The organism is Nonomuraea longicatena (assembly GCF_039525605.1).
Classification (GTDB): domain Bacteria; phylum Actinomycetota; class Actinomycetes; order Streptosporangiales; family Streptosporangiaceae; genus Nonomuraea; species Nonomuraea longicatena.
Map to the genome: position 1 here is coordinate 1 of NZ_BAAAHQ010000032.1, position 19,037 is coordinate 19,037.

General features: G+C 70.9%; 22 protein-coding genes. 10 read left to right on the forward strand and 12 right to left on the reverse strand.

What is annotated here, in order from left to right:
- The 4 genes from ABD120_RS27000 to ABD120_RS27015 form a co-directional block, all read right to left on the reverse strand.
- Positions 1 to 1,185: TcpE family conjugal transfer membrane protein (locus ABD120_RS27000; RefSeq protein ID WP_343952896.1), on the reverse strand; the 1,185-nt coding region annotated here is incomplete at its 3' end.
- A 61-nt stretch (positions 1,186 to 1,246) separates the two neighbouring features.
- The gene (locus ABD120_RS27005) at positions 1,247 to 1,516 is read right to left on the reverse strand and encodes a hypothetical protein (protein WP_343952931.1); all 270 of its coding nucleotides are present in this window, start codon (positions 1,514 to 1,516) and stop codon (positions 1,247 to 1,249) included.
- 60 nt (positions 1,517 to 1,576) lie between these two features.
- A complete protein-coding gene (locus tag ABD120_RS27010) occupies positions 1,577 to 2,350 on the reverse strand; it encodes a conjugal transfer protein (protein WP_343952897.1) in 774 nt (257 codons plus the stop codon).
- A 555-nt stretch (positions 2,351 to 2,905) separates the two neighbouring features.
- Complete coding sequence (locus ABD120_RS27015; RefSeq protein ID WP_343952898.1) at positions 2,906 to 3,265, reverse strand: hypothetical protein; 360 nt, start codon at positions 3,263 to 3,265, stop codon at positions 2,906 to 2,908.
- Positions 3,266 to 3,397: 132 nt separating this feature from the next.
- Between ABD120_RS27015 and ABD120_RS27020 the strand changes: the two genes are divergently transcribed.
- Entirely contained in the window at positions 3,398 to 3,664 is a 267-nt protein-coding gene (locus ABD120_RS27020; RefSeq protein ID WP_343952899.1) for a type II toxin-antitoxin system Phd/YefM family antitoxin, read from the forward strand.
- Positions 3,665 to 3,759: 95 nt separating this feature from the next.
- On the opposite strand, the gene ychF is transcribed toward ABD120_RS27020, so the two are convergent.
- Positions 3,760 to 4,836 carry a redox-regulated ATPase YchF gene (gene ychF / locus ABD120_RS27025; protein ID WP_343952900.1) on the reverse strand — a complete coding sequence of 359 codons (1,077 nt, stop codon included), beginning with the start codon at positions 4,834 to 4,836 and terminating at the stop codon, positions 3,760 to 3,762.
- A gap of 122 nt (positions 4,837 to 4,958) precedes the next feature.
- Here ychF and ABD120_RS27030 point away from each other — a divergent pair, with 122 nt between their 5' ends.
- On the forward strand, positions 4,959 to 6,194 hold the full coding sequence (locus ABD120_RS27030) for a DNA recombination protein RmuC (RefSeq protein WP_425564041.1): 1,236 nt from the start codon (positions 4,959 to 4,961) through the stop codon (positions 6,192 to 6,194).
- A gap of 14 nt (positions 6,195 to 6,208) precedes the next feature.
- The gene (locus tag ABD120_RS27035; protein WP_343952933.1) at positions 6,209 to 6,721 is read left to right on the forward strand and encodes a DUF6542 domain-containing protein; all 513 of its coding nucleotides are present in this window, start codon (positions 6,209 to 6,211) and stop codon (positions 6,719 to 6,721) included.
- Positions 6,722 to 7,097: 376 nt separating this feature from the next.
- Here ABD120_RS27035 and ABD120_RS27040 read toward each other — a convergent pair whose 3' ends face one another.
- Positions 7,098 to 8,063, reverse strand: coding sequence for a 4-hydroxy-3-methylbut-2-enyl diphosphate reductase (locus ABD120_RS27040; protein ID WP_343952901.1), 966 nt, complete (start codon positions 8,061 to 8,063; stop codon positions 7,098 to 7,100).
- Positions 8,064 to 8,163: 100 nt separating this feature from the next.
- Here ABD120_RS27040 and ABD120_RS27045 point away from each other — a divergent pair, with 100 nt between their 5' ends.
- From ABD120_RS27045 to ABD120_RS27055, 3 genes are read left to right on the forward strand one after another with little or no spacing between them, the layout of a single operon-like run.
- Positions 8,164 to 9,177: a hypothetical protein gene (locus ABD120_RS27045; RefSeq protein WP_343952902.1), complete on the forward strand. Its 1,014-nt coding sequence runs from the start codon at positions 8,164 to 8,166 to the stop codon at positions 9,175 to 9,177.
- A gap of 26 nt (positions 9,178 to 9,203) precedes the next feature.
- Complete coding sequence (gene xseA, locus ABD120_RS27050) at positions 9,204 to 10,418, forward strand: exodeoxyribonuclease VII large subunit (protein WP_343952903.1); 1,215 nt, start codon at positions 9,204 to 9,206, stop codon at positions 10,416 to 10,418.
- Positions 10,419 to 10,433: 15 nt separating this feature from the next.
- The gene (locus ABD120_RS27055) at positions 10,434 to 10,715 is read left to right on the forward strand and encodes an exodeoxyribonuclease VII small subunit (RefSeq protein ID WP_425564042.1); all 282 of its coding nucleotides are present in this window, start codon (positions 10,434 to 10,436) and stop codon (positions 10,713 to 10,715) included.
- A gap of 16 nt (positions 10,716 to 10,731) precedes the next feature.
- Here ABD120_RS27055 and ABD120_RS27060 read toward each other — a convergent pair whose 3' ends face one another.
- Positions 10,732 to 11,403, reverse strand: coding sequence for a TetR/AcrR family transcriptional regulator (locus ABD120_RS27060; RefSeq protein WP_343952906.1), 672 nt, complete (start codon positions 11,401 to 11,403; stop codon positions 10,732 to 10,734).
- Positions 11,404 to 11,568: 165 nt separating this feature from the next.
- Between ABD120_RS27060 and ABD120_RS27065 the strand changes: the two genes are divergently transcribed.
- Positions 11,569 to 11,976 carry a nitroreductase family deazaflavin-dependent oxidoreductase gene (locus ABD120_RS27065; protein WP_343952907.1) on the forward strand — a complete coding sequence of 136 codons (408 nt, stop codon included), beginning with the start codon at positions 11,569 to 11,571 and terminating at the stop codon, positions 11,974 to 11,976.
- Positions 11,977 to 12,247: 271 nt separating this feature from the next.
- On the opposite strand, the gene ABD120_RS27070 is transcribed toward ABD120_RS27065, so the two are convergent.
- Entirely contained in the window at positions 12,248 to 12,781 is a 534-nt protein-coding gene (locus ABD120_RS27070; RefSeq protein WP_343952908.1) for a DUF4245 domain-containing protein, read from the reverse strand.
- Positions 12,782 to 12,792: 11 nt separating this feature from the next.
- On the reverse strand, positions 12,793 to 13,374 hold the full coding sequence (locus ABD120_RS27075) for a TetR/AcrR family transcriptional regulator (protein ID WP_343952909.1): 582 nt from the start codon (positions 13,372 to 13,374) through the stop codon (positions 12,793 to 12,795).
- 107 nt (positions 13,375 to 13,481) lie between these two features.
- On the opposite strand from ABD120_RS27075, the gene glpX reads away from it, so the two are divergent.
- On the forward strand, positions 13,482 to 14,516 hold the full coding sequence (gene glpX / locus ABD120_RS27080) for a class II fructose-bisphosphatase (RefSeq protein ID WP_343952910.1): 1,035 nt from the start codon (positions 13,482 to 13,484) through the stop codon (positions 14,514 to 14,516).
- A 3-nt stretch (positions 14,517 to 14,519) separates the two neighbouring features.
- Here the strand turns inward: glpX and ABD120_RS27085 are convergent, their stop codons facing one another.
- Positions 14,520 to 15,176: a DUF1707 SHOCT-like domain-containing protein gene (locus ABD120_RS27085; protein ID WP_343952911.1), complete on the reverse strand. Its 657-nt coding sequence runs from the start codon at positions 15,174 to 15,176 to the stop codon at positions 14,520 to 14,522.
- An 83-nt stretch (positions 15,177 to 15,259) separates the two neighbouring features.
- On the opposite strand from ABD120_RS27085, the gene ABD120_RS27090 reads away from it, so the two are divergent.
- Both ABD120_RS27090 and ABD120_RS27095 read left to right on the forward strand, forming a co-directional pair.
- Positions 15,260 to 15,883: a DUF998 domain-containing protein gene (locus ABD120_RS27090; RefSeq protein WP_343952912.1), complete on the forward strand. Its 624-nt coding sequence runs from the start codon at positions 15,260 to 15,262 to the stop codon at positions 15,881 to 15,883.
- Between the two features lie 145 nt (positions 15,884 to 16,028).
- The gene (locus tag ABD120_RS27095; protein ID WP_343952913.1) at positions 16,029 to 17,186 is read left to right on the forward strand and encodes an MFS transporter; all 1,158 of its coding nucleotides are present in this window, start codon (positions 16,029 to 16,031) and stop codon (positions 17,184 to 17,186) included.
- 83 nt (positions 17,187 to 17,269) lie between these two features.
- On the opposite strand, the gene ABD120_RS27100 is transcribed toward ABD120_RS27095, so the two are convergent.
- Positions 17,270 to 18,085, reverse strand: a complete 816-nt coding sequence (locus tag ABD120_RS27100; protein ID WP_343952914.1) for a TIM barrel protein — start codon at positions 18,083 to 18,085, stop codon at positions 17,270 to 17,272.
- Complete coding sequence (locus ABD120_RS27105; RefSeq protein ID WP_343952915.1) at positions 18,082 to 19,002, reverse strand: Gfo/Idh/MocA family protein; 921 nt, start codon at positions 19,000 to 19,002, stop codon at positions 18,082 to 18,084. The genes ABD120_RS27100 and ABD120_RS27105 overlap by 4 nt, the downstream gene beginning before the upstream one ends.
- Positions 19,003 to 19,037 lie beyond the last annotated feature (35 nt).

The following is a 19,037-nucleotide window of genomic DNA, read 5'->3' on the forward strand; positions in this document are numbered from 1 at the left end:
CTGCACGGCAGGCTGGACGGACCGCGACGAACCGCCCGCCACACCCTCGGACGGGCTTCCGGCCCCTCCTGCGGACGAGCTGCCGACGGGAGACGCACCCGAAGCACCGACCGCCGGTGTCTCTGCGGAAACCTCCGGCTTCCCTCGCGAAGCCGCCGATCCGCCCGTCGCGGCGGACGGCCTTCCCATGGCCGCCGACCTGCCCGAAGAACCTGCCGCCGCCCCGGATGCCGCCACGGGCGCCCCCGGATGGCCCGGAGCACCCGCCGACGACCCCGGCGCGGCCGTCGGAGTGCCTGAAGCATGCGCCGGTGTCCCGGGAGAACGTACCGGTGTGCCAGGAGCCGGTGTGCCGGGAACCGTCGGCGGCTCGTGAGAAGTCGTGGGAACCGGTGTTGCGGGGAGTGTCGGAGGTGTCCCTGCCGTCCCCCGCCTGCCCAGCGCATGGCGGGCCTTGCGGGAGGCCCTGGACAGCTTCGCGGCCTTGGCCGTACCGGCGACCTTCGGGTCGCGGCCGTCGGCGGGAGAGCCTTGGGCGGCGTCGTAGGCGGCGCCGACCTGCCGCGCCGCAGCGGCCCGGCGCGCGACCTCGGCGCCGTACACGACCTCTGCGGCCGGTACGCCCTCAGCCGTCGGCACGGCCTGCACGACGTCGGCGCCACGGGCCGCGCCCCGCCCGACACCCGGCGCGGTGCCGCGCGCCCCACCCGGTGCGACGCTCTGAACGGCTTCGGCGGCGAGTGCCGCCTCGGCGCCCCGGGCGAGCTTCCAGCCCTTGGCGGTCTTGGTGGTGCGCAGGGCGGCCCGGTCGTGGGCGGGTGCGGTGCGCCAGACGCGTCCGGAGAAGGTGATGGCCTCGGGCTCGGACGTCGGTGTGAGACGGGCCCAGGCCCGGGGCTCACCCATGTAGCGCAACTGCGACTGCAGTAGTTCGGTGAGCCGCTTGCTCTCGATGACCGGCCGGGTCGCCAGCCAGGTGACGATTCCGGGCGGGACCAGGTAGACCACGTGCCAGGGCGTGTCGAACGGCAGTCCGACGAGCCAGAGCAGGAACGACCACGGGGCCAGCACACCGGCGAAGACGCCGATCCAGACTATGGGGAGCGGCATCGGCAGCCGTAGGTCGTACAGCTTGTAGAGCCGCTTCTCAATCCGCCAGATATTGGTATACGTGGGCAGGTCCACGCAGATCCTCCTCTCCACCCGCTCGCTCGTTCAATGACCGCCTGGGCGTGGCTTCAACCCTCTACTTGATACCCAGGGCTCCGGCGATCGCCTTCGCGGTGACTTCGATGATGTTGGGGACGTAGAAGATCACACCGATCGCCACGGCCAGGATCAGGAACTGGACGAACCTCGTGATCTCGCGGGTGAAGAGGAAGAACAGCGCGACCACTGAGACGACGACGAGAAAGAGCGGGGCGAAGAAGGCGCGCAGGAAGTTGGCGAGCCCTGCGGTGTCGACGCCGGTGGATGCGGGCGATGGCGAGGCGAGCTCGACAAGGTTGAGCACTATGGTCTTCAAGATCACTTCTTGTCCTCCCGGGGGGCACCGATCAGCAGCGCGACGTCAGATCTATCCAACGGCCCGACCGGCGCCGCGAATGTCCTTGACGTACCATTTGTCGCCCTGCTTCTCGACAGTGAGCCGGTAGGCCTGCTCAAGACGGCCGCCCACCGCACTCGGTTCCTGAGCCGAGGCGTCCGCCGTCGGCGTCGCGCCGGTCGGCACGACCCACTCGACGACGACCTCGACCACTCTTTCCGCGGCGCCCCCCACAGGCACCGAAACGCTCTTGAGCTGCCCGAAGGTCAGCGCGCCACCCAGGTTGGGGAGTTCGACGTCGGGGGCCTGGTAGCGCTGGAGCCCCTGCGTGTCACCGGAGGCGTAGTCCTTGAAGAAGCCTTCGAGCTGCGGCTTGAGCTCGCCCGCCGCCGCGTCGTCGCGCTCCGGCGCGGCCACCTGCGGCAGGGCGGCGGCGGACGGGGCGGGCAGCAGCGCCGGGTGACCGCTCACCACGAATTGCCTGCCCTCCTCGCCCGAGTAGTAGACGGGCACGGACAGCAGCAGCCTGCGCGTTCCGGTCTGGAAGATCACGGAGGCGACGGCGTTCTGCGTGTCGACGACCTCGACGCCGTAGGACTGAATGCCGACCGCGCCCAGCTTGCCGAAGCCGTCCCAGCCGAACTGCTGGTCGGAGGCGTCCGGCAGGAACGGGGCCAGCTTGCCCGCACGGGTGGCCTTGTCGTCGGCGTTGAAATTCAGGTAGACGCCGGCGAACTGCGCGGCGAACGCCGAGGCCCGGTCGGACGGGAATCCGGCGGGGGTCGGCGCGGCGCTATTCGCCACCGGCGCACTTTCTTGGGTAAACCTCTCAAACGGGGCGCGTACCCCATTCACCACGATAACTACAATCAGCGCCCAGAGAATGACGCGGCCGGTCCATACGAGCCAGCGCCCGCCACCTCCGGACCAGCGCCCACGCCTGGGCCTGGACGGCGGCGCGTCGAAGTCAGTAAGGTCCGGTCGCACCGAAAGGTCAGGATCGCCAGCGGTCCGAGGACCCTGCTGGACGCTTGACCTACGAGCCATTACGCCTCCGCTCGCGCCCGTCCCCCCGGCTGGCGCGGTGTCGTCCGATACCGATCCCCATCATCCGTGGTGAAGCTGCCACCCTATCCGGTCCCGGCAATTGTTCCAGGAAAGCCACGCCCATGCTGCAGGCATCGCCGTGCCGGGGCAAACCAAGTTCGGACGGATGGGCGAAGTGCCATGGAGTGTCCCGTTAAGGGGGAATTGGTATTTGACCAGGCCAGACGCACGGGGCCATTACCTCAAGGGAAGAGTTCCCTACCCAAAGGGCACTGGCAGTGTCCCGGCCTGCTCGATCGGCAAAGCGACAGGTCAGACGGGCCCCGAGTCCTCCGGGCCACCGGTCACGGCGGTCGGCCACGAGCCGGTCAGCCGCCGGGCCCCCTGCTCCACGGTCTGGCGCTCGACGTACGCCCGCACGGACTCGACCCGCCTGCGCGGCACCGCCCGCTCCAGCGACCCCCGCAGCCCGGCCAGCATCTCGACCGTGTCGGCCCGGCTCAGCCGGGTGGCCACCTCGGCGCACTCGTCGGCCTTGCGCCGAAGGTAGGCCTCGCGGTTGACGCGCAGGCCGTACATGAGCTCGACCCTGAGCAGCGCCAGCTCCTCCTCCGTGGTGATCGCGGCCAGCGCAGGCACCTGGCGCCGTTTGCGGAGAATGCGGTGGATCATCGGCCCTCCCGAGTCAGCGTGATCGCCGTGACGATTCGACGCCCGAACCCCGGACAGGGTTGACGCGGACGGTCAAACGTTGAAGCAGTTCTCCACTACCGCCCGTTGAGTGCTCGCGGGAAACTCTGACGCATGAGTCACCTGCCCATCGAGTCCATCCGCGACGTACGCGCACATCTGGCCGAGGTCGTGGAGCGCGCCGACCGCGATGACCTGCCGACGATCATCACCCGGCATGGCAAGCAGGTGGCCGCCGTGGTGGCCATCGACGTCCTGCGCAAGTACCAGGCATGGGAGGAACACGAGATCAACCGGATCATCGACGAGCGCACGGCGAACCCGGCTCCCGGTATTCCGCTGGACGAGGTCATGAGGGAGACACTGGCGCGCGGTGAGTAGACACCGCGCTCCTGTCGCAGGCGCCGTCTCCGGGGAGGCGGCCACCGCGTGATCCACACAGCGGGCACCGCTCCACCGTGTACGACACGTGATGATCACACGTTGAAGCGGAACTCCACGACGTCGCCGTCTCGCATGATGTAGTCCTTGCCCTCGACGCGGGCCTTGCCCGCGGACCGGGCGTTCGCGATCGAGCCCACCTCGACGAGGTCGTCGAAGGAGACCACCTCGGCCTTGATGAAGCCGCGCTGGAAGTCGGTGTGGATGACGCCCGCGGCCTCGGGCGCGGTCGCGCCCTTCTTGATGGTCCAGGCCCTGGTCTCCTTGGGCCCGGCGGTCAGGTACGTCTGCAGACCGAGGGTCTCGAAACCGACCCTGGCCAGCTGCGACAGGCCGGACTCCGACTGGCCGACCGACTGCAGCAGCTCCAGCGCCTCCTCGTCGTCGAGCTCGACCAGCTCGGACTCGATCTTGGCGTCGAGGAAGACCGCCTCGGCCGGTGCGACCAGCGCGGAGAGCTGCTCGCGCAGCGCGGCGTCGATCAGCTCGTCGGCGTCGAGGTTGAAGACGTACAGGAAGGGCTTGGCCGTGAGCAGGTGCAGCTCGCGCAGCTCGGCCCCGTCGAGACCGCTCTCGAAGACGGTCCTGCCGGTCTCCAGCACCTTGGCGGCGGCCTCCGCGGCCTCCAGGGCGGCCTTCTTGTCCTTGTTGTTGCGCGCCTCCTTCTGCAGGCGCGGGATCGCCTTCTCCACGGTCTGCAGGTCGGCGTAGATCAGCTCGGTGTTGATCGTCTCGATGTCGCGCTTGGGCGAGATCTCGCCGTCGACGTGGGTCACGTCGGGGTCGTTGAAGACCCGGATGACCTGGCAGATCGCGTCGGTGTCGCGGATGTTGGCGAGGAACTGGTTGCCCCGGCCCTGGCCCTCGGAGGCGCCCCTGACCAGTCCGGCGATGTCGACGAACTCCACCTTGGCGGGCAGGATGCGGGCGGAGCCGAAGATCTCCGCCAGCTTGGGCAGCCGGTCGTCCGGCACGCCCACGACGCCCACGTTGGGCTCGATGGTGGCGAACGGGTAGTTGGCCGCGAGGGCGTTGCCCGTCTTGGTCAACGCGTTGAAGAGCGTGGACTTGCCGACGTTGGGCAGGCCGACGATACCGATGCTGAGACTCACGTCAGGCGAGTTTACTTGCTCGGCCGACGCGACCGGACTCCTGCGAGCCGTACGCGGTGCAACCGGAATGCGCAGGCGTGTCGGGAAAGATCCGCACGCGATGTCGTGGAAACATCGACCGGGTGGATGTCCTCTCGCTCCTCCTCGGGCTCGCCGCCGGTCTCGCCATCGGGTTCCTGCTGGCCAGGACCCGGATGGCCGTGAAGGTCGCCGAAGCGGACGCGCGCGCCCGCGCGGCGGGCGAGAAGCTCGTGTACGTCGAGGAGCAGCTGACCGAACGCTTCCAGGCGCTGTCCACGCGGGCCCTCGACGTCAACAACATCCGGTTCCTCGAACTGGCGGAGACCCGGCTCGCGGCCAGCCGCGCAGAGGCGAGCGGCGACCTCGACCAGCGCAGGCAGGCGGTCGAGCACCTGGTGGAGCCGCTGAAGGAGGCGCTGGCGCGGGTCGAGGAGCAGCAACGGGTGTCGCGGGCCGAACTGGCCAAGCAGGTGGAGTTCGTCAGGCAGAGCCACCAGGAGCTGCGCTCGCAGACGACGGCGCTGGTGCGCGCGCTGCAGCGGCCGGAGGCGCGCGGCCGGTGGGGCGAGCTGCAGTTGCGGCGGGTGGCGGAGATCGCCGGGATGCAGCGCTACTGCGACTTCGACGAGCAGGTCGCCGAGGGCTCCCAGCGTCCGGACATGGTCGTCAGGCTGGCGGGCGGCAAGAACATCGTGGTCGACTCCAAGGTCTCGCTGGCGGCCTACCTGGAGGCGGCGGAGACGGCGGACGACTCGCTGGCCTCGGTGCGGCTGGACGCGCACGCCAGGCACGTCAGGCAGCACATCGACCAGCTCGCGGCCAAGTCGTACTGGCAGTCGTTCAGTCCGACGCCGGAGTTCGTGGTGCTGTTCATCCCGGGTGAGGCGTTCCTGGCCCCGGCACTGGAGCGGGATCCCGGGCTGCTGGAGTACGCGATGACCAGGCGGGTGCACATCGCCACGCCGACGACGCTGATCACGATGCTGCGGACCGCGCACTACGCGTGGCAGCAGGCGGCGCTGAGCGAGAACGCGCGGGCGGTGTTCGAGCTGGGCAAGGAGTTGTACGAGCGGCTGTCGTCCATGGGACGCAACGTCGACTCGCTGGGCAGGTCGCTGACGCGGGCCGTCGAGGCGTACAACAAGACGGTCGGATCGCTCGAAAGCCGCGTGATGGTCACGGCGCGCAAGCTTCACGATCTCGGCGTGGTCGACGGCGAGTTGGAGTCGCCCGAGATGCTCGACGGGCTGCCTCGGCCGCTCGCCTCCCCCGAACTACTGGAAACCTCGTCTCTGATTTCGCAGGCGAACGGTAAGTTGGCCAACGGGGCGCAGTAAAGAGGGGCGTGAGCATGAGTGGAAAGGGCAAGCGGACGGCCGTGAAGCTGACCGCTCGTGGTGCGATCGCGCTCGCCTTCGCCGCCGCCGTACTCGGATATGTCCTGACATCGACGCTTGGTGTGTCGTTCGTCCTCGGCCCGCTGTTCGTGGCGGCGTGCCTGGCGGGCGTGCTGCTGGTCAACCCGCGCGAGCTGCTGTCGCTCGTGGTGACGCCGCCGCTGACGTTCTTCTGCGCGACGATCGCGGTGGAGGCCGTGCGGGCGTTCGCGTCGGTGTCGGTGACGCAGTCGCTGACGCTGGGGCTGTACACGTCGATGTCGTCGGGGGCGCCATGGCTGTTCGCGGGCTCGGCGCTGGTGCTGGCGGTGGCGTGGCGACGGGGGCTGAGGGAGAACGTGCGCGACCTTCGGGAGGATCTGCGCGCGGGCGCCGAGGCGCCGCGCCGCCGCGAGCAGGCGTTCGTCCCGGAGCCGGAGGGGTACTTCGAGCCCCGCGTCTACGGCACCGCCCGCGACGACGATTAGGTCTGGATCGCTACAAAACCTCCGGCGCATCCCGGCCGCGACACGAACGCCTCACGGCCCGTGCCGCAGTGGACGGTGACGGCCACAACTCACCGGCCGCGCTGTAGTGGGTGATGACGGCCACAACCTCACCTTCACCTCACGGCACAGCCGCCGCCCACGCCGCCCGCCGTCCTCGGCGAACGGCCTCTCCGGCAGCACTCCCCGCTCCCCGCCTCACCGCGACGCCACCCTGTTGTCCCCCTCCCACGGGACCCGCACGGATGATCTCCCACCCACGCGGCAGTGCCCTGCCGGTGGGCGGGATCGTGTGGGCGCCGCAACACCTCGATCCGGAGGATCGCGACGACCACGACGCCGGAGGAGAGCGGCCGTCTCAGGAGGCGCGCAGGTCCTTGCGGAGTTCGTGCGGGAGGGCGAAGCGCACCCGCTCGTCCACCGGCTGAACCTCCTCGACGTGCTCGAACCCGTGCTTGGCCAGGTGGGTGAGGACTTCGGCGACGAGCTCCTCCGGGACGGAGGCGCCGCTGGTGACGCCGACGGTGGTGACGCCCTCAAGCCATGCGTCGTCGATCTCGCTGGCGAAGTCGACCAGGTAGGAGGCGTCGGCGCCGTAGTCGAGGGCGACCTCGACCAGCCGCTTGGAGTTGGAGGAGTTCTCCGAGCCGACCACGATCACCAGCTCGGACTGCGCCGCGATCTCCTTGACCGCGACCTGGCGGTTCTGGGTGGCGTAGCAGATGTCGTCGCTCGGCGGGTCGATCAGCGTCGGGAAGCGCTCCTTCAGACGCGCGACCGTCTCGACGGTCTCATCGACCGACAGCGTCGTCTGGGACAGCCACACGAGCCTGCTCGGGTCCTTGATCTCGACCCGGCCGACGGAGTCGAGGCCGTCGACCAGCTGGATGTGGTCGGGGGCCTCACCGGAGGTGCCCTCGACCTCCTCGTGTCCCTCGTGGCCGATCAGCAGAATGTCGTAGTCCTGGTCGGCGAATCGTTTGGCCTCGTTGTGCACCTTGGTCACGAGCGGGCAGGTGGCGTCGATCGTGCGCAGACCGCGCTGCCTGGCCTCCTCGTGGACCACCGGTGACACCCCGTGCGCGGAGAAAACCACGATCTCACCTTCGGGAACCTCGTCGGTCTCCTCCACGAAGATGGCACCCTTGGCTTCGAGCGTCCGCACCACGTGGGTGTTGTGGACGATCTGCTTACGCACGTAGACGGGTGCACCGTACTGCTCGAGGGCCTTCTCGACCGCGACCACGGCTCGGTCGACTCCGGCGCAGTAGCCGCGTGGCTTGGCAACGAGTACGCGTCGGACAGTGGGGGTCTTCGGCTCCATGCTCCATATGCTACGTGCAGCGGCCAACCTGCCCGCGCGTGCATGGCTGTCCCGCGTTTGTCAGACTGGCCGTCCAATTTTGACCTCCCAGGGAGTGGTCATGTCCCTCAGCGACGTGATACGCAACATCGCCAGAACCGTCACCGACAAAGAAAAGGCCAAGGAGATCCCCCTCCTGGTGATCCAGTCCACACTCAGCGCCGCCGGTCAGGCGCTGCAGCTGGTGGACCGGATGAAGAACTCGATCAAGAGCCTGGGTTCCAAGGACGACGACCCGGCCGCCGCGAACGGCCAGGGCGACGACTCGCGTCCGGCCGTCGAACGGCTGCTCGACCGCGAGGACGCGAAGAACACCGACGACGCCGAGGAGGGGACGCCCAAGCCCGCGCGCAGGGAGCCCGTCATCTTCGCGCCGCGCCCCGGCACCGCTTCCTCCAACGGCTCCGACCCCAAGCCGGACCCCGTCATCTTCTCCCCCGCCAAGTCCGCGTCCTCCGCCGAGACACCCGCTCCGGCGACCTCTGCGGACACCGGAACGTCTGCGGCTACCTCGAAGGCCGCGACCGCCGAGGCGTCCGCTCCCGAGGCTGTGGCCACGGCTCCCGAGCCGGTCGCAGCCGCCTCCGGACCGGTGACCGCCCCCGAGCCGGTGGTCGCCGAGCCGGTCGTGGTCGGCGAGCCTGCCACGGCCGGTGGCACCGACTCGGCATCCGCCGGCACCACGCCCGCTAGCGCCGTACCTGCCGAGGCCGACGCCGTGCCTGCCGAGGCGACGGCCAAGGCCGAGCAGGGCGCCGACGCCAAGCGTGCGCCGGCCAAGGCGAAGGCGGGTGGCGAGGCTGTAGCCGTACAGGACACTCAGGCCCCGGCCACACAGGACGCTCAGGCTGCGGCCGTGCAGGACGCGCAAGATGCGTCGGCGGGCGTCAGCGCGGGCGCCGAGCCGATGCCGGGGTACGGCGAGCTGAGTGTCGCGTCGCTGCGGGCGCGGATGCGCGGCAAGAGCGCCGAGCAGATCACGGAGCTGCTCGCCTACGAGCAGGCGACGCAGGGGCGGCCCCAGGTCGTGAAGATGTACGAAAACCGGCTGGTCAAGCTCGCGACCCCGGAATAGTCACCGGCGCCCCGTAGTCTTCCGGCATGAGCTCGAAGACCTCGCCCGAGTCGCCGCTGCCGATCCGCACGGTCCTTCAGATGGTCGGCGGGTGGATCGGCAAACTCGGCACGGTCTGGGTCGAGGGCCAGATCACCGACCTGAGCGCGCGCGGCGGCACGGTGTTCATGACGCTGCGCGACCCGGTGGCCAACGTGTCGGCCCGGGTCACGGCGCCGCGCGGCGTGTACGAGGCCACGGTGCCGAGGCCCGCCGACGGCGCCAGGGTCGTCGTGCACGTCAAGCCGGACTTCTGGGTCAACAAGGGCTCTTTCGCCTTCACGGCCCTGGAGATCCGGCCGGTCGGCGTGGGCGAACTGCTCGCCCGCCTCGAACGGCTGCGCCAGCTCCTCGCCGCTGAGGGGCTGTTCAACGCCGACCGCAAGCGCAGGCTGCCGTTCCTGCCGGGCACGGTCGGGCTGATCTGCGGCCGCGACTCCGCCGCGGAACGCGACGTACTGGAGAACGCCCGCCGCCGCTGGCCCGCCGTCCGGTTCAAGGTCGAGGAGGCGGCGGTCCAGGGTCCGTACGCCGTGGGCGAGGTCACCGAGGCGCTGTCCAGGCTCGACGCCGACCGCGACGTCGAGGTGATCGTGATCGCGCGGGGCGGCGGTTCGCTGGAGGACCTGCTGCCGTTCTCCGACGAGACCCTGGTGCGGGCGGTGGCCGCGTGCCGCACACCGGTCGTGAGCGCCATCGGGCACGAGCAGGACAGCCCGCTGCTCGACCTGGTCGCCGACGTACGCGCCTCCACCCCCACGGACGCCGCCAAGAGGGTGGTGCCCGACGTGGGCGAGCAACTCGCGCTGGTCCGCCAACTGCGTGACCGGGGGCGCCGGGTGATGGGCGGGTGGCTCGACAGGGAGCTGTCGTGGCTGCATTCCGTACGCTCCCGCCCGTCGCTGGCCGATCCCGTGCGCGAGCTCGAACGCCGGGCCGAGCAGGTCGAGGCGTTGCGCGAGCGGGTCAGGCGGAGCCTCACGGGGTCGCTCGACCGGGCGTCCGACTCACTGGGCCACCTGCAGGCGCAACTGGTCGCACTGTCTCCGGCGGCGACGCTCGAACGGGGCTATGCGATCGTTCAGCGGCCTGAGGGCGAGGTCGTGCGGCTGGCCAAGGACGTGGGGGTCGGACAGGTGCTGACGGTGCGGTTGAGCGACGACCGGCTGACGGTCCGCACCGAGCGACCCGCCGACGGGTGACGGCCGGGGATGAGAATGTCGGTGGGTGACTCTAGGGTGAGTGGGGTGGCAGACAGTGGCAAGGCGGCAGGCGCCGACAGGACACCCTCGTACGAGCAGGCACGCGAAGAGCTGACCGACGTCGTACGCAGGCTGGAGACGGGCGGGCTGACGTTGGAGCAGTCGATCGAGCTGTGGGAACGCGGTGAGAAGCTGGCCGCGGTCTGCGAGGAGTGGCTTCAGGGGGCGCGGGTCAAGCTCGCCGCCGCCATGGCCCGCCGCACCGACACCAGCGGCCCGAACGACGCCCCGTTCTGACAGGTCCTGGCGGCCGTCAGCGCGGGGGCTGGGCCGTGGGTTCTTCGGCGGGGAGCGGTGGGCCCGCGCAGATCGACAGGACCAGGTCCGTGAAGCGGGACTTGATCTGGTCGAGGGTGAGGGCGCGCCGGGTGCGCAGGAAGGTGACCAGGGTCACCGCCGCCGACGACAGCAGTGCGTCGGCCAGGAAGTGAGGGTCGGCCCCCGGCCGGGCCTTTGCCAGCAGTGTGGCCAGGTGGGTGTGGTAGAGCGGGTACGGTCCGCTGAAGCGGGCGTCGGGTGAACTCTTCTCCAGCAGCAGGAGCAGCTTTTCCAGGCCCGCCTGGTGGTCGAGGAGGGCGTGCATGAAGGCGGCCACGCGCGCCTGAGGGTCGACCTCGGCGCCGGCGCCGGGACTGAGGCTGGAGCTGGGGCCGGTTCCTGGGCCCAGGGGCGGCGGCCCGGTCATGAACGATTCCTGGAAGCGGCGCTCGCTGTCCTCCACCAGCGCGAAGAGCAGTCCGGCGCGGTCGCCGAAACGGCGGTAGACCGTTCCCACGCCGACGCCCGCCACCCGCGCCACCTCATCGAGGGAGAGCTGGTGACCACCGCACTCGGCGAGCATCCGTTCCGCGCATTCGATGATCTTCTGCCGGTTGCGGGCGGCGTCGGCCCGCTCCGGCGGAGCCTGTCCCAGCAAGGGGAGCAACTGACGATCGCACACAGTCTCAGCATAGGCGTGGAAAGCGGAGAACTTTCCGGTTACTCTATGCGGAGAGTTCTCCGGTTCTGTTGAGACACGCGTTTTCCAGGAGTGAAGATGAGCGAGCACGACGCTGAGGCCATTAGCCGGACCCCTCAGACCACCGCCACCATGACCGATTTCAACGCGAAGATCGTCGCCGAGTTCCGCGAGAACGCCGGCAAGGTGGGCGGCCACTTCGAGGGCTTCTCGCTGCTTCTCATGACCACCACGGGCGCCAAGTCGGGCAAGCAGTCGATCTCTCCGGTCATGTACGTCGCCGACGACGACCGCTACCTGGTGGTCGCCTCCAACGCCGGCGCCGACCGGCACCCGAGCTGGTACCACAACCTGCTGGCCAACCCCGACCTGACCGTGGAGGTCGGCACGGAGACGTTCGCCGCCAAGGCCGAGCAGGTCGAGGACACCGAGCGGGACGCCATCTACAACCGGTTCGTCGAGGTGGCGCCCCAGTTCGCCGAGTACCAGAAGGGGACCTCTCGCCGCATCCCGGTGCTGGCGCTCCACCGCTCCGCCTGATCCACCGCCGTCGCTCACGCGGGGCGACGCGCCGCCCCGCGTGGACGACGCGCCGCTTCGCATGAGCGTGGCGTCAGGCAGGGGCGCTCGGCGGGCGCCGAGCCGGTGCCGGGCGTACGCCTCGACGACGGCGCCAAGACGGGGGCCGGGCCGCGGGGTGACAGCGGAGTCGTCGCGGCGCGGGAGCGGCGGCGGGGAGGAGCGTCGCCCTGGAGGCCCTCAGCCGGAGTGCGGTGGGTGGGGGTGGGGCGGCTGTCGCCGTGGCAGAGGGTTATGACGTGGCTTTGGGGCGCTCGCCGAGCGCCGCGGCGAGCTGGGCGAGCTCGGGCCAGTCGGCCGTGCCCGTGACCACCAGCGTCACGTCCGGCAGCGTACGCACCAGGGTGCGCTGGTTCTTGTCCTTGCGGTACCGCTTGTCCCAGGGCTGGCCGTTGACCTGCTCCGTCCCCACCGACTGCGCGCTGTTGGCCATCCGGTTGGCGAACCCGTCCGCCGGGCGCTCGTCCGACTGGACGAACATCGCGTGCGCCCGCTTGGCCGTCGCGTACCCGAGGAACATCGCCTTCGCCCCGTTCTCCCCCGATGCAATGCGGTTGCTGTTGGGCACCCACCCCGCCGGGTCGGCGGTCGGCGCCCACGCCTTGTAGGGGACCTCACGGTTGAAGTTGGCGACCGTGATCGTGTATTCGCGCCGAGGAATGCGCTCCTCGCGACTCTGCGGGGTGATCAGCAGGAAGACCCCGACCCCCGCCAGGCACAGGAGCACCGCCGCCGCGTAGCTGATGAATCCTTGGGTGAACCGCACAGACGTCGAGGCTACCCTGCCGGTGGCGCGGGTCTGATCTGAGCTATGACCTCCAGCACCTCCTCGGCCAGCCCCTCGTCACCCGACAGCACCACCTCGCTGACGGCGGCGGCGAGCGCGCCGGTCACCACCACGACCAGCGCGGGCTGGTTCTCGAACAGGGTGGCGTTGCGCTGGGCGAAGGTCCGCAGCCGCTCCCGCACGATGAGGTCGAATCCCGGCGGCCCGTCGCCGCGCAGGAACAGCGCGGCCAGTTCGCGCTCCTCCAGGCACCCGTCGAGGTAGGCGCGGGCGGCGCTCAGGAACACCGGCATCGGGTCGGTGGCGGGTCCTGACCTGCGCGCCTGCCGGGCGGCCTGGTTGACGCGGTCGGTCTGCCTGGCCTGGAACTCCTCAAACAGCGTCAGATATAGCTCAGCTTTTCCCGAAAAATGATGGTAAAGGCTGCCGACGCTGGCGTTGGCCCGCGCCACCACATCCGTCACTCCCGCCTCGGCGTACCCCTTGGCGGCGAAGACCTCCTCCGCGGCGGCCAGCAGCCCCGCACGCGTGACCGCGCCCCGCCCCTTCAACCGGTGTTCCGCATCGCTCACTTCGAACTCCTTATCCGGAACGAGGGCAGCACATTATCCACCGCAGGCCGTCTGAAGAGCGCCAACTACGATCGGAGACAGCTGTCAACGAGGAGGGCTGGAAAACCATGTCGGATCAGACGTCGGTACCCGCCGCATTGGCCACGGGCGAGCACGCCCCCGACCGCAACCTGGCCCTGGAGCTGGTCCGGGTCACCGAGGCCGCCGCCATGGCCGCCGCCCGCTGGGTCGGCAGAGGCGACAAGAACGGCGCGGACGGCGCCGCCGTGAACGCGATGCGCCAGCTCATCAGCACCGTGTCGATGAACGGCGTGGTCGTCATCGGCGAGGGTGAGAAGGATCACGCCCCGATGCTGTTCAACGGCGAGCAGGTCGGCGACGGCAGCGGCCCCGACTGCGACGTGGCCGTCGACCCGATCGACGGCACCCGGTTGACCGCGCTCGGCATGCCGGACGCCGTGTCCGTGATCGCGGTGAGCGAACGCGGCTCGATGTACGACCCGTCGGCGGTCTTCTACATGGAGAAGCTGGTGACCGGCCCCGAGGCGGCCGAGGTCGTGGACATCAACGCGCCCGTCGCGGCCAACATCCGGGCGGTCGCCCGGGCGAAGGGCTGCTCGTCCTCCGACGTGACCGTCGTCATCCTCGACCGCCCCCGCCACGAGCAGGTCGTCAAGGAGATCAGGGAGACGGGGGCGCGCATCAAGTTCATCCCCGACGGCGACGTGGCCGGCGCGATCATGGCGGCCCGCGCGGGTACGGGCATCGACCTGATGCTCGGCATCGGCGGCACCCCCGAGGGCATCGTGGCCGCGTGCGCGCTGAAGTGCCTGGGCGGGGTGATCCAGGGCAAGCTGTGGCCCCGCGACGACGCCGAGCGCCGCAAGGCCCTCGACGCCGGCCACGACCTGGACGCCGTCCTGACCACGAACGACCTGGTCAGGTCCGACGACGTGTTCTTCGCCGCCACCGGCATCACTCAGGGGGAGCTGATGCAGGGCGTGCGGTTCCGCAGGGGCGTGGCGCTGACGGACTCGCTGGTCATGCGGGGCCGTTCCGGGACGATCCGCAAGGTGGAGAGCGAGCACCAGTTGTGGAAGCTGCGCGCCTACAGCGCGATCAACTTCGACACGGCCGGGTAGGGCTCAGCGCCGCTTCTTGCGGCGTGGCGGCTCCTTCACCTTGACCTCGCCGAGGAAGTTGCTGGTGCGGACCTCGACGACGGGCGCGTCCGGCCCGGTGGGCTGCTTGGTGAGGCGCGCGGTCTTGTCCTTGGCGACACGGACGACCTCCAGGCCCTCCGGCACCTCGATCTCCAGCCCGCCGAAGACCAGCGTGGCGTTGATGACGACGCGCCGGTTCTGCAGGATGGCGTCGCGCAGGTCCAGCCGGGTCATGCCGAACATCGCGGTCACGTCCAGTTCGGCGGGCACGACCCAGCGCCCGCCGCGCTGTTCCTTCTTGAAGATGGCCGCGACCGGGCTGCCATCCAGGAGCAGCGGCTGCTCGTCGGCGGGCAGGAGGTCGCGCGTGAGCTGGGCGAGGTCGCCGAGCGTGCGGGCCGCGTAGAGGGTGCCGAGGCGTTCTTCCAGTTCCTCCAGGGTGAGCCGGCCGTCGGCGTGGGCATCCTGGAGGACCTGCGCGATCCGCTCCCTGTCGGCGTCGGAGGCGCGCAGTTCGTGCGGCTGCGGCACACCGTCGGCGGCGTGCCGCTGCTGGCCTCTGGCGGCCTGCCACTCCTCTGCGATGCGCTCGCCGACCTCGGCCAGTCGAGGCAGCCATGATCCCGGACGTTCATTCACACTTCGACGATATCCGGAGCGACCCGGATTCCGGAGGAATCACCCTGGGCGGACGGCCGTTGTCCCCTCCAGGAGGTGGGGGTGTGGAGAACGCCGCGCGGATCGGGCTGGTCGCGGTCGTCACCGGCATCATGGTGATCCTCGGACTGGACCTGGCGAGTCTGGGCGAGATGGACCCACTGCGGCGGACGATCAGCGAGCACGGGCTGGGCACGCAGGGCTGGGTGTTCGCGGTGGCGGTCGGGCTGCTGGCGGCGGGCTCGGGGGTGATCGCGTGGGTGCTGGCGCGGCGCCGGTTCGCCGGGGTGCTGGGGACGCTGGCGCTGGTGTCGTGGAGCGTCGGGCTGCTGATCGTGGCGGCCTTCCCCAAGCACGACTGGTCGGTGGGGCCGAGTGTGAGCGGCTCCATCCACCGGGTGGGGAGTCTGGTCGCGTTCCTGAGCCTGCCGGTGGCGGCGCTGCTGATCGCGCGTCCGTGGCGGCACCGCCGGGCGCTGCCCGCCTTCCTGCTGGGGCTGGGCTCGGTGGCGTGGGTGGTGGGTATCGGCGCGGTGGTGGCGCTGGCGACCCGCGCGGGGCTGGCGTGGTGGCAGGCCATGCCGCTCGGACTGGTCGAGCGGGGGCTCGCGGCGACCGAGGTCGCGACGGTGCTCGCCCTCGGTGTGTGGGCGTCCCGTTCCCACTCCCTCACGGCGAAGCCCGCCTGACACGCACCGCCGCCGCCCGCCGGGGGCCGCGAGCGGCGCCACTCGCCTGACGACTCCCCGCCGCGACGGTCACGAGAAGGCCCTTTCACCGGCGCCTTCCAGGCAATAACCTGAGGCGACCTCATGTCTCCCCCAGGAGGCCGCGGTGCCCACCCCCCGTGACCGCATGGCCCGTGTCGGCACGTTCGTCGTGTTCGCCGTCCAGGGCCTGTCCTTGGCCACGGTCCTCACCCAGGTCGAGACCCAGCAGACGAAACACCACCTCGACACCGGTGAGCTGACGCTCATCCTGCTGATCGTGCCGGTGCTCGCGGGCGTGGGCAGCCTCGCCGCCGGTGCGCTGGCCGCGCGCCGGGGCAGCCGGTGGCTGCTGCGCCTGGCCCAGCCGACGGTCGCGGTGGCCGTCGTGGCGACCGGATTCGCGCCCACGGTGCCCGTGCTGCTGGCGGCGCTGGTGCTGTTCGGGCTCGGCGTCGGCGCCGTGGACGCGGGCATGAACATGCAGGGCGTCGCGATCGAGCGCAGGTACGGCCGGGCCGTCCTCAACGGCTTCCACTGCATGGGCAGCGCCGCCGCCCTGGCCGGGGCGCTGTGGGCGGTGCTGGCCGCCCGGCTCGAACTCGGCCTCGCGGTGACGACGGCGCTGCCGATGGCGCTCGCGGTGGCCGGATGCGTGGCCTCCGGCCCGCTGCTGTGCCCGCCGGAGGACGACCTACGCGCGGCGAGCACCCCGGTCAGGCTGCCGTGGCGGCCGATCGTCCCGTTGTGCCTGGCCATGGGCTTCCTGTACGTCGGCGACGCCGCCGTCTCCAACTTCTCCGCCGTCTACATGGCCGACGCGCTGAAGGCGCCTCCGGCGGGCGTCGCGCTCGCCTACACCGCCTACCAGGCGGCCACCCTGGCGGTCCGGCTCTGCGGCGACCTGGTGGTCAGGCGGTTCGGCCCGGCCGCCGTGGTCGGGTTCGGCGGCGTGCTCGCGACCCTGGGGTTCGCCGGGGTGGTCGCGGCACCCACGGTGACGGCGGCCGTGGTGGCGTTCGGCCTCACCGGTGTGGGGCTGTCGGTGGTGGCGCCGCAGGCGTTCTCGGCGGCGGGCCGGCTGGACCCGGCCGGCTCGGGGGTGGCGGTGGCCCGCGTCAACCTGTTCAACTACGTGGGCTTCGTCGCGGGCGCGGCGGCGGTCGGCGGGCTGGCCGACCTCACCGACCCGAAGACGGCCTTCGCCGTCCCGATGGCGCTCGCCGCGGCCGTCGTCCTGCTGGCCCGTGGCTTCGCCCCGCGCACCACGCGTTTCACCGGTTGAGACGAGCGGGGCGGGCTGCCCACGACCGGGATCATGCCCGACACCCGCGCCGGGCCGGTGCGCGCCGTGCACCTCGACTGCGTCTACCCGACCGCCCCCGACAGCTCGGACAGGTAGGCGAGGCTGCTGCTGACGTCGGCCGCCGGGTCCTGGTGCGGGCCGGTCAGGATGACGTCCTGTTCCATGACGTACCAGCCGGTGTACCCGCTTGCGCCGAGCGCGGCGACGATGGCCGCGATGTCCACGTCGCCCTGCCCCAGCGGCCGGTACAGACCCTTGCCGACGGCCTGGGTGTAGGTGAGTTCGGCCCGGGTGACCTGGGCCGCGAGCGCGGCGTCCACGTCCTTCAGGTGCACGTGGGCGACGCGGGCGGCGTGGGTCACGGCCAGTTCGGCCGGGTCGGTGCCGCCGATGAGCAGGTGGCCGGTGTCGAGGCAGAGCGGGATCGCGCTGCCGTCGAGCACCCTGGCGACCTCCTGCCGGGTCTCGACCATGGTGCCGACGTGCGGGTGCAGGCCGGCGGCCGGGCCGTAGGCGGCGGCGACGCGGTCGAGGTTGGCCAGCAGGGTGTCCCAGCCGCGCTCGTCGAGGGCGGGGCGGGCGTCGTAGCCGTCCACGCCGGTGGCGGCGGCCAGCACCAGCATGCCGGGCACGTCGTCGGGCAGGCCGGGGAGCGGATCGTGGCCCGGGTCGTGCAGGACGACCGGGTGGAATTGCCCCGCCGGGCGCAGGCCGTACTCCTCCAGCAGGCCCGGCCGGAGGTAGCCGTCCGGGCCGAGTTCGCTGGCCGTCAGCCCGAGCGCCACCATCTCGGCCAGCACCCGGGACGGCGGGAGCTGGTGGCCCCAGCCGGGCACCTCGCACACTCCCCAGGAGATCGGGGCTCCGGCGAGCCTCATGCGCGTACCTCCGAGATCTCGACGGGACGGCCTTCGCGGCGCGACAGTTCGGCGGCCTCCGCGACGTACAGGGCGGCCAGGGAGTCCTCGATCGTGCACGAGCCGGTGCCGCGCAGGAACGCGTCGATCTCGGCCACGTAGGCGTCGTGGAAGCGGGTGACGAAGTCGGGCCACGGCGGCCCCTCGAACCCGGCGAGCGGGGCGCGGGGGCCGAGCCCGACCGCGTGGGTGCCCGCGCTGCCCGCGAGTTCCATGCGCACGTCGTAGCCCGCGCCGTTGTACCTGGAGCCCTGCATGGTCGCCAGCGTCCCGTCGTCCAAGGTGAGTACGGCGGCGCTGTTGTCGACGTCGCCCGCCTCCGCGAAGAAGGCGGCGCCCCGGTTGGCGCCGACGGCGTAGACGGAGACGATCTCGCGCCCGGTCACCCAGCGCAGGATGTCGAAGTCGTGGATGTGGCAGTCGCGGTAGATGCCGCCGGAGGTGGCGACGTACTCAGCCGGTGGCGGCTCCGGGTCGCCGGTGACGAGGTGGACCCGGTCAAGCCGTCCCAGCTCGCCCGCCCGCAACGCGGCGGAGGCGGCGACGAAGCCGGGGTCGAAGCGGCGCTGGAAGCCGATCTGGACGCGGGCTCCGGCCGCCGCGTCGAGGACTTCCAGGGTCTCCTTGACGGTCGGGGCCACCGGTTTCTCGCAGAAGGCGGGGATCCCGAGACGGCAGGCCCGGGTCAGCAGCTCGGCGTGCGTTCCCGTGGGCGTGGCGATCACCACGGCGTCGGCGTCGAAGGCGTCGCCGGGGCGGCCGTACGGTGAGGTCCGGATCGGGTCGGAGACGATCAGTTCGTCCACGAGCGGGTGCGCGGCCAGGGTGGCCGCGTGGAAGGCGCCGATTCTGCCCAGTCCGAGCAGTCCCACACGCATGAAACCTCCAAGCGGGGCGGGGGGTTTCTTTCTAC